Below are 13088 nucleotides of genomic sequence, written 5' to 3' on the forward strand. Positions count from 1 at the left end.
CGTGGACAACGATTTCATAAAATACCAAGCCCAAACTTCTCCTTATCCATTGGGAATGGAGGTTTCACACGCCAAAGGATCTTATATTTTCGACACCAACAACAAAAAATATTTGGATTTTGTGGCTGGCGTCTCGGCTTGCACGCTCGGACACCAACCGCCAAGAGTCAATCAGGCGATTAAAGACCAATTGGACAAATATTCACACGTGATGGTTTACGGCGAATATTCGCAAAGCCCGGCCGTTGAATTTTGCAAACTAATGGCTTCACTCCTACCAGAACCTTTAGACAAAACCTATTTGGTCAATTCCGGGACGGAAGCTATCGAAGGAGCTTTGAAACTCGCCAGAAGAACTACTGGCAGAAGCCAATTGATTTCTTGTCACAACGCCTATCACGGCAACACTATGGGTTCGATGAGCGTGATGGGATTTGAAGAACGCAAACGCATTTTTCGTCCCTTGATTCCCGATGTCGATTTCATCACCTTCAACAACGAAGCTGATTTAGAAAAAATAACTACCAAAACTGCCGGAATTCTTCTCGAAACAATTCAAGGTGGGGCTGGTTTTATTGAGCCTCACGACAACTTCTTGAAAAAAGTCCGAGAACGCTGCACCGAAGTCGGAGCTATTATGATTCTGGACGAAATTCAACCGGGTTTTGGTAGAACAGGAAAACTTTTCGGGTTCCAAAACTACGATGTTGTTCCCGATATTGTGGTTATGGGAAAAGGAATGGGCGGCGGAATGCCAGTAGGTGCTTTTACCGCTTCCTCAGAAATGATGGATTTATTAACCCACGATCCTAAATTGGGTCATATCACGACTTTTGGAGGTCATCCTGTCATTGCGGCAGCTAGTTTGGCGACTTTGCAGGAAATTACAGAAACAAACTTGATGGCAGAAACTTTGGAGAAAGAAAAGCTCTTCAAAACACTTTTGGTACATCCTTTGATAAAAGAAATTCGAGGAAAAGGATTGATGTTGGCGGCAATGACGGAAACTGCGGAGATAACCAATGAAGTGATCCTGAAATGCCAAGACAAAGGACTGATTTTATTTTGGCTTTTATTCGAAGCCAATGCCATAAGAATAACACCACCATTGACCATTTCAGAAGACGAAATTCGGGAAGGTTGTGCGATAATGCTGGAAGTGATGGATTCTATTGTCGATAGTTTATAGTTTTGGGTTTATGATTTATGATCAACGAACAACAAACTATAAACAACAAACCACAAACTCAAATAGCTGTTGATTAATTTGTTCACAACAATTCTAGATTTTCCTCATAATAACACCAAGGTTGCCTACTTTTATTTTGGGCAAACTCAAAAAAATTAATTATGCAATTAAGCGACGAGGAAGAAGACTATAACTTATCCCTATCCAAATTTGAGTCGATGTTGAAAACCAACAAAGTGCTCTTTTTTGACTCCGAAGAATTTGAAGACATCATTCTTCATTACCTCGATATGGGAAAAGCCAATTTGGCAAAAAAAGCCTTAAAATTAGCATTGGAACAACACCCAAGATCAACAGGATTAAAACTAGTCCAGATTGAAATGCTGATTTATGACGACAAACTGGAACTGGCTGAAAAGCTATTGAACGAGTTGTATGCCATAGAACCTACCAATGAGGAAATTTACATTCAAAAAGCCAATATTTGTTCTAAAAGAGACCAACACGAAAAGGCGGTCGAAATGCTCAAAATTGCTTTGAAATATACCGATGACTATGCCGATGTCTATAATTTAATGGGAATGGAATACCTGTTTATGGACAATCTCGAAATGGCCAAAGAAAGCTTCATCAAATGTCTGGAAGAAGATTTTGAAGACCAATCGGCTCTGTATAACGTGGTGTATTGCTTCGAATTCTTGGATCAAAACCAAGAAGCCATTACCTATTTAAAACAATACATCGAAAAAAATCCGTACAGCGAAATTGCTTGGCATCAGTTAGGTCGTTTGCATTACGGCGTGAAAGAATATGAAGAAGCCATCCGTGCTTTTGATTATGCCACGCTCATTGACGACGAATTCTTGGGTGCTTTTATGGAAAGAGCCAAAGCCTTGGAACGCTTGAAAAAATACGAAGAAGCCATCGAAAGCTACAACAGAACGATAGAATTGGACGATGCCACTTCCTATGCCTTGCTTCGAATTGGAAAGTGTTACGAAAAATTGGGCAACAAGGTTATGGCCTTGAAATACTTCAACAAAACGGTGCACGAAGACCCGCTTTTGGACAAAGGCTGGATTGCCATTACCGATTTTTACGTTCGTCAAAAAAACTTCCAGAAAGCCTTGTTCTTTGTCAACAAAGCCTTGGCAATCGACAATCAAAATCGTTTGTATTGGAAACGATATGCTACCATAAACAAACAGATGAACTTCTTCGAAGAAGCTGAATTTGGTTATAGAAAAGCGGTGGAATTTGGAGATTATTCTTTGGACACTTGGTTGTTTTGGGTGGATATTTTGCAGTTTTTGGGCGAATTCGAAAGTGCCATTCAATCTTTGTTGCAAGCCACAGAATATTTTCCGGAAGAAAACGAAATCGAATACCGTTTGGCGGGGTTGTACTTCATGGTTCAGGATGACGTTAAAGCCAAATTCCATTTGAGCAATGCCTTGCGATTGAATTTTGACAATTACATCATTTTGGAGGATTTATTTCCCGTGGTTTGGGCTCGAAAAATGGTCCAAAACTACATTGCCAAACATAAAAAATAAGTAACTCTATTTAACCACAAATTTCACAAATTTTCACAAATTAATTAGTGTAAATTCGTGAAATTTGTGCTTTAACAAACTACATACAAAAATGCTGGACACAATACGAAAACGCTTTGGTTTACTGGGACGCAACATCAGTTATTCTTTTTCGAAAGGTTATTTTACCGAAAAATTCAACAAAGACAAGCTTTTTGAAGGCTGCACTTACGAGAATTTTGATATTCCCGAAATTACCGCTTTCCCCGAAATTATAAAAAATACGCCCGACCTAAAAGGGATGAACGTGACGATTCCTTACAAAGAAGTCGTGATTCCGTATTTGGACAAACTATCCAAAAAAGCAACCGAAATCGGTGCCGTAAACACCATAAAATTCACCAAAAAAGGCAAACTGAAAGGCTACAACACCGACTATTACGGTTTCATGAAATCACTGAAACCCTTGTTGCAACCGCATCACAAAAAAGCACTGATTCTTGGAACCGGCGGCGCATCCAAAGGCGTGGCTTATGCCTTGAAAGAATTGGGCATTTTGTACACTTTTGTTTCCCGAGAAGCCAAAGAAGGCATCATCGATTACGACCGAATCAATGCCACCACTTTCGACAATTACCAAATCATCATCAACTCCTCGCCGGTGGGAACTAGCCCAAATATCGATGCTTTTCCACTGATTCCTTATGAATATTTCACGGAAAAACACATTGCCTACGACCTGATTTACAATCCTGCCGAAACCCAATTCCTGAAAAAAGCGGCAGCACGGGGAGCACAAACCAAAAACGGACAGGACATGCTTGTTTTTCAGGCAGAGAAAGCTTGGAAGATTTGGAATAAGTAGTAGAAAATAATTTAACACCATACAATGAGATTCCTTCACACTATTCTTCTAATAGTTTCAACATCTTTATTCGGATGCAACAATCCATCCACAAAAAAAGGAGAAGTTAGTAATCTGGCTATAAACATTGAATCTACAAAAACAAAAGCAAGCCAAGCATTGAAATTTTGCAAAGCTAAAAATTTCAATCAGGACTTTTGTATTTTAATTGATATGAGTTTACACTCTGGCGTAAAAAGATTTGTCGTTTGGGATTTCAAAAAAAATAAAATTGCCAATAGTTTTTTGGTAGGACACGGATGCGGAAATAATCCTTGGAACAATGACTTTTCAAAAGAAAATCCAAAATTCAGTAATATAGACGGTAGTCACTGTTCATCTCTTGGGAAATACAAGATTGGCGAAAGAGCCCATAGCGATTGGGGAGTCAATATAAAATATGTTTTACACGGCTTGGAATCTACAAACAGCAATGCTTTTAAACGTTTTATTGTATTCCATTCTTGGGAAGTAGTTTCAGATGAAGAAGTTTATCCAAATGGAACTCCTGAAGGCTGGGGATGTCCAACAATATCCAACAACAGTTTCAAAATAATTGATCCATTATTAAGGTCAAGTTCAAAACCAGTTTTGATGTGGATTTATAAATAAACCCTAATCCGGAAACACAAACTCATTCATCGTAAAATCCAAAACATCCGATTTTACGGCAGTGCGAATGATTTCGTCGATGCCTTTTTCTAGCAATAAGGGCGTGGTGTATTTTCGGCTGGTAGCAATTACGGTTTCTTCGAGCATCATTTTGAAAAAATACTTCCCGTTGGCCGCCCTCGCTTTCACGTAAGTGTACTTTTCGATGTTGGCTTTTATGGCTTCGATACAATCTTCACAATCCATCTTTAACTCCAAAGAAGGACTGGTGAAAATGGTTTTCCCCTTGCGGGAGGTAAATACAAATTTATAACGATCATCAAATCTTTTGCTGATAACGAATGTTCCCATAAAATTAATTAAAGAATAAATTGGCGGTTAAGGTTATTGAATGGCGCACGGATAATACGGATAAAACTAAATTACACCGATTTTTGAGGTTGAGATTGAAATGGAAATCTATTCATTAAATTCGTCGTAACGCACGGGAACTTGTGGGTCGTATAACGGACATTTGAATTCTTCCAAAGTATCGGCTAGGAGGTTCATCGTTTTGCCTTCGGTGCCATAGCAATCGATTTGGATGCTTTGTGGCGTGGTTTTTACTTGAAAAGCGCCTTTCCCTTTGGTGTTTTTCCAACTGTTTTCATCTACTTTTTCCCAGCTTTCAAAAACTTTATTGATACGATTTAGGATGACCTGAACAGGAAGAATTTCAAGACCCTCTACTTCTTGTTGTTCGACCAAGGCTTCGTAAACCAAATGATGGTTGAGATAAATTCCGTCTTGATATTGCCAAAAAAGTAGTTCGTACATTGGGGAAAAATTTAAGGGTTTAAAGGTTTAAAATTGTTTAAGAGTTTAAAGGTTTAAAATCGTTTAACTATCTATTTACAAACAGTTTTAAACAATCTTAAACAACCTTAAACAACCTTAAACAATTTTAAACTTTTTTTTAATACTCGAAAGTACCGTATTCGCTGGTAATAGTCAATTTCTTGGCATCGGATGCTTCTACTCTACCCACGATTTGCGCATTGACGTTAAATGATTTTGAAATTGCGATAATATCTTGGGCAACTTCTTCGGGAACGTAAATTTCCATACGATGACCGCAGTTGAATACTTGGTACATTTCTTTCCAATCGGTTTTGGATTGCTCTTGAATGAGTTTGAACAAAGGTGGAACCGGGAATAAATTGTCTTTTATGATATGTAGATTTTGAACGAAATGTAAAATCTTGGTTTGCGCTCCTCCGCTGCAATGCACCATTCCGTGAATTTCATTCGAAGAATAGTTGTCCAAGATTTTCTTGATAATTGGCGCATAAGTTCGGGTTGGCGAAAGCACCAATTGTCCCGCATCGATTGGGGAATTTTCGACCGCATCGGTCAATTTTACTTGACCTGAATAAATCAATTCTTCGGGAACGGCAGCATCGTAACTTTCTGGATATTTGGTAGCCAAATATTTTCCGAAAACATCGTGACGTGCCGATGTCAGTCCGTTGCTTCCCATTCCGCCATTATAGCTTTTTTCGTAAGTCGCCTGACCGAAAGATTCCAGTCCCACGATTACATCACCTGCTTTTATGTTGGCATTGTCAATCACTTTCGAACGTTTCATACGAGCCGTAACTGTTGAATCCACGATGATAGTTCGAACAATATCACCCACATCTGCAGTTTCTCCACCTGTGGAATGAATGGTTACTCCAAAAGAATCCAGTTCTTTGATTAATTCTTCCGTTCCGTTGATGATGGCCGAAATGACTTCGGCAGGAATCAGGTTTTTGTTTCTTCCAATGGTGGAAGAAAGCAAAATATTGTCGGTGGCTCCCACACACAATAAATCGTCGATATTCATGATCAAGGCGTCTTGCGCAATGCCTTTCCAAACGGAAATATCGCCTGTTTCTTTCCAATACATATACGCCAAAGACGATTTGGTTCCTGCACCATCGGCGTGCATTATCAAACAATAATCGGAATCATTGGTTAAATAATCCGGGACAATTTTGCAAAAAGCCTGTGGAAATAATCCTTTGTCGATGTTTTTTATGGCGTTGTGCACATCTTCTTTAGATGCTGAAACTCCTCTTTGTGCATAACGTTTGCTAGAATCTGAACTCATTTTATAGGTGTGTAGTTGTGGCGCAAATATAATTATTTTTTTTGGGTTTTGCCTATACTGTTTTGCGGTCACACGCTTTGCAATGCATCATTCTTGCTATTTGTCACGCTGGAAGCGTCTAGGTTATGTTTTGCTCTCGTGCGATGAGACGCTTCCAGCGTGACAAACTTGGAATGGATTTAGTAAATCAATGGCACACAGATGACACGGATTGAACAGATCAACACAGATTTTTTTGTTTAATTTGATAAAAAAAATGCCTCTCTATATTTAGAAAGGCATTTTAAGAATTTTAGCAACTGATTATTTAGTTAGCAACAATTCCCTGTATTTGGTCAATGTCCAGGTTTCGTCGTCCACCAACAACTCCAGTTTGTCGCAGTGATTTCTGATTTCTTCGAAATAAGGTTTTACTTTATTACAATAGGCTTCGGCCATTTCTTGTGCGCTCTCCAAATGATTGGCTTTCTTTCTTTCGTTAGTCATCGCTTCCACTTTGGAATTGATTCCTTCAATATGGCCGGAAACTTCCCTGATTAGAATAATTTGTTCTTTGGCCAGCGTTTTAAACTCGTCTCCAAAAATTTCTTTCAAGCCTTTTACATTTTCAATCAAAGTATTTTGGTAGCGAATGGCTGTTGGAATAATATGATTTTGGGAAAGGTCACCTAAAACTCTTCCTTCTATTTGGATTTTCTTGGTGTATTCTTCCAATTCAATTTCATAACGTGCTTCCATTTCAACATGGTTCATGATTCCCATTTCTGAAAACAATTCCAAGGCTTGCTTGGAAGCCCTGGCTTTCAAGGCTTCAGGCGTTGTTTTGAAATTACTCAACCCTCTTTTGGCAGCTTCTTTTTCCCAAGCTTCGCTGTAACCGTCTCCTTCGAAAAGGATTTTTTTGGAAACTTTGATATATTCTCTTAAAATATTGAAAATGGCATCGTCTTTCTTCATGTCCTTGCTCTCAATCAAGGCATCTACTTCAATTTTGAAATCTTTCAATTGTTTGGCAACGATCGTGTTCAAAGTAGTCATCGCATTCGAACAGTTGGCAGAAGAACCAACAGCCCTAAACTCGAATTTGTTTCCCGTAAAGGCAAAGGGCGAAGTCCTGTTTCTGTCCGTATTGTCCAGAAGAACGTCCGGAATTTTACCTACCACATTTAATTTTAAATCCGTTTTCTCTTCTGGTGATAATTTACCTTTGGTAACACCTTCTAATTCGGCCAAAACCTTGGTTAATTGCTCTCCAATAAACACCGAGATGATTGCCGGTGGCGCTTCATTGGCTCCCAATCGATGATCGTTACTTGCAGTTGCAATGGCTCCTCTCAACAAAGATTCATAATCATTTACCGCTTTGATGGTATTGATAAAGAAAGCCAAAAACTGCAAATTGCTCATTGGCGTTTTGCTCGGACTCAACAAGTTTACACCTGTATCCGTGGCCAATGACCAGTTGTTGTGTTTCCCGGAACCATTTACTCCTTTGAATGGTTTTTCATGTAGCAACACTTTCAAATCGTGACGTTCAGCCACTTTTTGCATTACGTCCATCAACAAACAGTTGTGGTCTACCGCCAAATTGGTTTCTTCGAAAATAGGTGCCAACTCAAATTGGTTTGGAGCGACCTCATTATGACGCGTTTTTACCGGAATTCCGAGCAACATGCATTCTTGTTCCAAATCTCTCATATAAGACAAGGCACGAGTCGGGATAGATCCAAAATAATGGTCATCCAACTGTTGACCCTTGGCAGAAGTATGCCCCAACAAAGTTCTTCCCGTCATAATCAAATCAGGGCGAGAATTGGCCAAGGCACTGTCTACCAAGAAATATTCTTGTTCCCAACCCAAGGTGGCGGTCACTTTTTTCACGTTTTTGTCGAAATATTTGCACACTTCTGTGGCGGCTTCGTCAATCGCCGACAAGGCTCTCAAAAGAGGAATTTTATTATCCAACGCTTCGCCCGTATAGGAGATAAAAACCGTTGGAATACACAAAGTGGTACCGTATATAAAAGCCGGAGATGTGGGATCCCAAGCCGTGTAACCTCTGGCTTCAAAGGTGTTTCTGATTCCCCCGTTCGGGAAACTGGAAGCATCCGGTTCTTGTTGCACCAATTGTCCTCCACCAAATTTTTCTACCGGATCGCTGCCGTCATACGAAGTTTCGAAGAAAGCATCATGTTTTTCGGCGGTGGTTCCTGTAAGGGGTTGAAACCAATGTGTATAATGGGTTACGCCTTTAGACAAAGCCCATTCTTTCATGCCCATAGCTATGTAATCGGCTAATTTTCTGTCAATCTTGGTTCCGTGTAAAATAGCACCTTGAACTCCTTTCAAAGCATCCGAAGTCAAATATTGCTTCATTGCTTTTTCGTTAAATACATTTGAACCAAAAATAATTGATTTCCTGTCGGTCTCCTCAAAGGGTACCGCTTTTCTGGATGAAGCCTCTTTCAAAGCCTGGAAACGTAGTGTTGACATAATAATCGTTTTTTATTGAATTAATATTTACCTTGTTAATACAAGAAGACAAATATAAAAAATATTAAAGCAATTGAAACCTATTTTAACACATTCCAATTTCATTTGAAATAGGATAAATCCATATTTCGCGACTTGAAAAAAAATAATATTATCGTAAACCGCAACAAGAAACAACTAACTAATTTTAAACAAATTATGTAAAAAAAACAAAGAATGAACCAGACCCGCATCTTTTGGCGATAAAAATCTTAACCATTTGATATTATCTAGAAATAGCATATTACGAATTTAATTTTTAATCCCAATATAAATTATTATTTTTTAGTTATACCCCCTTAAAATTGCAGTTTTGCGAAAAATAATAGTCAGATAAATAAAAAACACCCCTCCATTTTCACCCAATGTTAATTTAATATATATTTGCACTTAAATATCGAAAAAAAATTAATTTATATATTTTATATCATGGCAAAAATTAAATTAGAGTACCTTTGGTTAGACGGTTATGAGCCAACTCAAAATCTTAGAAGTAAAACCAAAGTAGAAGAACACGAAAATTTTCAAGGAACATTGGCTGAAATTGGAAATTGGTCTTTTGACGGTTCTTCAACAAAACAAGCAGAAGGTGGTTCGTCTGACTGTTTATTAGTGCCGGTGGCAATCTATCCAGATCCAACTCGTATCAACGGATACTTGGTAATGTCTGAAGTTATGTTTGCTGACGGAAAACCACACCCTTCAAACGGTAGAGCTACCATTGATGATGACAACGATGATTTCTGGTTTGGTTTCGAACAAGAATATTTCATCATGGATACTAAAACTTTATTGCCATTAGGATTCCCGGTTGGTGGATACCCTGCACCACAAGGTATGTACTACTGTTCAGTAGGTGGAAAAAACACACACGGAAGAAAATTGGTAGAAGAGCATGCAGATTTATGTATCGCTGCTGGACTTAACTTTGAAGGAATCAATCAAGAAGTGGCTTGTGGACAATGGGAATTCCAATTGTTTGCAAAAGGAGCAAAAAAAGCGGGTGACGAAATCTGGGTTGCTAGATATTTGTTAGACCGTTTGACTGAAAAATACGGTTACTATATTGAATACCATCCAAAACCACTAGGAGATACTGACTGGAATGGTTCAGGTATGCACGCCAACTTCTCTAACGAAGTGTTAAGAACATGTGGAGACAAAGCAACCTATGACAAAATCTGTGAAGCTTTCCGTCCAGTTGTTGAAGAGCACATCGCAGTTTACGGAGCTTATAACGAGCAACGTTTGACTGGTAAACACGAAACTGCATCTATCCACGATTTCTCTTACGGAGTATCTGATAGAGGAGCTTCAATCAGAATTCCATTATATACCGTACAACATGGTTGGAAAGGATATTTGGAAGACAGAAGACCAGCATCTAATGGTGATCCATACAAAATTGCTGCAAGAATCATCAAAACTGTAAAATCAGCTTTGTAATTCTTATCCCATTATAACTAAAAAGTGCTTTCAGAAATGAAAGCACTTTTTTTATAACTATAAAGTTCTAAACCAAACTGGCTTCAGTACTAATCTCTGTATCGAATAATTTAGAAATAGGGCAATTCTCCTCCGCTTTGCTTACCAATTCTTGAAAAGTTTCGTTTGAAATCCCTTTAATTTTGGCACTTACCGTTAGGTGCGAACTTACAATTCTTCCTTCCAATAAATTAATGTCGCATTTGGTTTCGATGCTTTCAATCTCGAAACCGCCTTCGGTGATGTAGGCCGAAAGCTGCATCGTAAAACAGCCGGAATGTGCCGCGGCAACCAATTCTTCCGGATTGGTACCTATCCCCTCTTCAAAACGGGATTTGAATGAATATTGCGTGTTTTGTAAAATTCCACTTTGGGTGGTCAAATGGCCGGCTCCTTCTTTAAGCGAACCTTTCCAAACTGCGGTAGCATTTCTTTTCATGATTAATTTTTTAATGTTCACTCAAATTTAACCAATTAAATTCCAATATTTTAAGACTTTTCATCATTTAACTAAAATTTAAAATAAAATTCAACCAATGCTTTTCGGCAGCATGATTAATAGGTAACACTGGACGAAATCCTTATTTTAAAAAATTTTAAAAAAAAGTTTAACCCATAATGATTCGGCAAGGATAAATAATTTGATTAAAAAACACTCCTACTATATTCAATAAATACTAAATAAATCCAGACAAAACATGAGCAATTCAACCAACATACAATTGTTTAATCTCTTTGGCATATTTTCAAACAAAATATCCAATATACTAAACTACAGTACTTTAATTCGTTAAAAATACAATCAAACAATAGTTAATATTTTTATAATTTAAATTTTGTTTAATCTTTTTTAAATAATTTTGAACAAAACAATTAACCACTAAAATAAAAAAATTATGAAAATTTTATCTAAACTAAAAATTGCAATTGCAATTATCGCATTAACATCTTTCACGATTTCTTGTGATAACGATGATGATATGCCTGCAGACAACACCATTACCGGAATTGCCAAAACCAATCCGAACTTGACAATTCTTGTTCAAGCTTTGGTAAAAGCAGATTTAGCAAATACGCTGCAAGGAGTTGGACCATTTACGGTATTTGCACCAACCGACGCAGCTTTCACTGCCTTTTTGAAAACCACTCCTTATGCAACCATAAACGATGTTCCCAAGGAGACTTTGACACAAATTTTACTAAACCATGTCGTGAGCGGAAAAGTAAAATCTACAGATTTAAGCACAGGTTACATAAAAACTTTAGCCAAAAGTGCCACATCAGGTACAAACACAATGAGTATGTATGTTGATCTCACGTCTGGAGTAAAATTGAATGGAGTTTCAAAAGTATCTATCGCAGATGTAATGGCAACCAATGGTGTTGTACATGTTGTTGACGCCGTAATAAATTTGCCTACCATTGTTACGCACGCCACTGCAAATTCAAACTTTACTTCTTTAGTCGGTGCATTGACAAAAGCAGGACAACCTGACTTCGTAAGTATCCTTTCAGGAACTGGACCATTTACGGTTTTCGCCCCCACCAACGATGCTTTTACGGCATTCAACACCGAATTAGCTCCTGGAGGAATCGCTGGAGTTTCAAGCGCCAACTTGACCAAAGTACTGCAATATCACGTCGTAAGTGGCAACATCTTGGCCGCAAGTTTGACTGAAGGACAAATGGTAAGCACTTTACAAACACCGCAAAAATTCACTGTGCAACTTGCTGGTGGTGCAAAAATCAAGGATGTCAACAATCGAATTTCAACAATTGTTGCTACCGATGTACAATGCTCCAACGGTGTTATTCACGTGCTCAACAAAGTATTGCTGCCAACCTTATAAAAGAGCCATTTTTTAACTACTATATAATTCAACACTAATCCGTCTCATAATTTGAGGCGGATTTTTTATTTCAACTAAAACACGATACAATTCAACAGAACAATTAATAGATAATTCTGGACGAAATCCTTATTTTTGTTCACGGCCTCATCAGCAATTACCCTAAACACAAAAGTCACTTTACTATATGCCAAACAAATTACAAATGCAGGACTGGTCCTATTTGAAAAAATACAAAAAGGAAAACGCCAATCTTCCAATTTTGGAATCTGGACAAAAAAGAATCGTGTTTATGGGAGATTCCATAACCGAGTTTTGGTCTGCACTTTGTCCCGAGTTTTTTGTTGGAAAACCATATATTAACCGTGGCATTAGCGGACAAACCACGCCCCAAATACTAATTCGATTTAGAGCCGACGTGATTGACTTGCAACCATCGATTGTGGTCTTATTGGCTGGCGCCAATGATATTGCCGGAAACACTGGCCCTTCAACATTGGAAATGATACTAAACAATATTATTTCAATGGCAGAACTGGCCAAAGCCAACAATATCAAAATGATTCTGTGCTCGCTTTTGCCAGCTTATGATTTCCCTTGGAAAACAGGTTCTTTTCCTGCCGAAAAAATTGAGACATTCAATACGATGCTAAAAAAATATGCCGATGAAAATGAAATTCTATATTTGGATTATTATTCAGCCATGGTGGATGAACGAAAAGGATTGAAAGCAGCTTATGCCGATGATGGAGTTCATCCGAATAAAGCAGGATATGAAGTGATGGCACCGATTGTGGAGAAAGCTATAAATGAAATTTTATCAAACCAATAAAAACAACAATAAATA

At 38.1% G+C, this 13088-nt stretch carries 12 protein-coding genes; 7 read left to right on the forward strand and 5 right to left on the reverse strand.

Going from position 1 to position 13088, the window contains the following annotated elements; genetic code table 11:
- Position 1 precedes the first annotated feature (1 nt).
- The 4 genes from OZP13_RS11165 (at position 2) to OZP13_RS11180 (ending at position 4240) form a co-directional block, all read left to right on the forward strand.
- Positions 2-1189 carry an aspartate aminotransferase family protein gene (locus OZP13_RS11165; RefSeq protein WP_269240233.1) on the forward strand — a complete coding sequence of 396 codons (1188 nt, stop codon included), beginning with the start codon at positions 2-4 and terminating at the stop codon, positions 1187-1189.
- 161 nt (positions 1190-1350) lie between these two features.
- On the forward strand, positions 1351-2745 hold the full coding sequence (locus tag OZP13_RS11170) for a tetratricopeptide repeat protein (protein ID WP_281297187.1): 1395 nt from the start codon (positions 1351-1353) through the stop codon (positions 2743-2745).
- Positions 2746-2836: 91 nt separating this feature from the next.
- A complete protein-coding gene (locus OZP13_RS11175; protein ID WP_281297188.1) occupies positions 2837-3589 on the forward strand; it encodes a shikimate dehydrogenase family protein in 753 nt (250 codons plus the stop codon).
- Positions 3590-3613: 24 nt separating this feature from the next.
- Positions 3614-4240: a murein L,D-transpeptidase catalytic domain-containing protein gene (locus OZP13_RS11180; protein WP_269240234.1), complete on the forward strand. Its 627-nt coding sequence runs from the start codon at positions 3614-3616 to the stop codon at positions 4238-4240.
- 3 nt (positions 4241-4243) lie between these two features.
- On the opposite strand, the gene OZP13_RS11185 is transcribed toward OZP13_RS11180, so the two are convergent.
- From OZP13_RS11185 to OZP13_RS11200, 4 genes are all read right to left on the reverse strand, one after another.
- On the reverse strand, positions 4244-4591 hold the full coding sequence (locus tag OZP13_RS11185; RefSeq protein WP_269240235.1) for a DUF1508 domain-containing protein: 348 nt from the start codon (positions 4589-4591) through the stop codon (positions 4244-4246).
- Positions 4592-4699: 108 nt separating this feature from the next.
- The gene (locus OZP13_RS11190; protein ID WP_269240236.1) at positions 4700-5056 is read right to left on the reverse strand and encodes a hypothetical protein; all 357 of its coding nucleotides are present in this window, start codon (positions 5054-5056) and stop codon (positions 4700-4702) included.
- A 139-nt stretch (positions 5057-5195) separates the two neighbouring features.
- Positions 5196-6374, reverse strand: a complete 1179-nt coding sequence (locus tag OZP13_RS11195) for an AIR synthase related protein (RefSeq protein WP_269240238.1) — start codon at positions 6372-6374, stop codon at positions 5196-5198.
- A 303-nt stretch (positions 6375-6677) separates the two neighbouring features.
- Positions 6678-8867, reverse strand: coding sequence for a glutamine synthetase III family protein (locus OZP13_RS11200; RefSeq protein WP_281297189.1), 2190 nt, complete (start codon positions 8865-8867; stop codon positions 6678-6680).
- A 468-nt stretch (positions 8868-9335) separates the two neighbouring features.
- On the opposite strand from OZP13_RS11200, the gene OZP13_RS11205 reads away from it, so the two are divergent.
- Positions 9336-10352: a glutamine synthetase beta-grasp domain-containing protein gene (locus OZP13_RS11205; protein ID WP_281297190.1), complete on the forward strand. Its 1017-nt coding sequence runs from the start codon at positions 9336-9338 to the stop codon at positions 10350-10352.
- A 67-nt stretch (positions 10353-10419) separates the two neighbouring features.
- Here OZP13_RS11205 and OZP13_RS11210 read toward each other — a convergent pair whose 3' ends face one another.
- Positions 10420-10830, reverse strand: a complete 411-nt coding sequence (locus OZP13_RS11210; protein ID WP_269240239.1) for an OsmC family protein — start codon at positions 10828-10830, stop codon at positions 10420-10422.
- A gap of 457 nt (positions 10831-11287) precedes the next feature.
- Here OZP13_RS11210 and OZP13_RS11215 point away from each other — a divergent pair, with 457 nt between their 5' ends.
- On the forward strand, positions 11288-12241 hold the full coding sequence (locus tag OZP13_RS11215; protein WP_281297191.1) for a fasciclin domain-containing protein: 954 nt from the start codon (positions 11288-11290) through the stop codon (positions 12239-12241).
- A gap of 187 nt (positions 12242-12428) precedes the next feature.
- Positions 12429-13073, forward strand: coding sequence for an SGNH/GDSL hydrolase family protein (locus OZP13_RS11220; RefSeq protein ID WP_281297192.1), 645 nt, complete (start codon positions 12429-12431; stop codon positions 13071-13073).
- Positions 13074-13088 lie beyond the last annotated feature (15 nt).

Origin of the sequence: Flavobacterium limnophilum (assembly GCF_027111315.2) — a bacterium.
GTDB classification, from domain to species: Bacteria; Bacteroidota; Bacteroidia; order Flavobacteriales; family Flavobacteriaceae; genus Flavobacterium; species Flavobacterium limnophilum.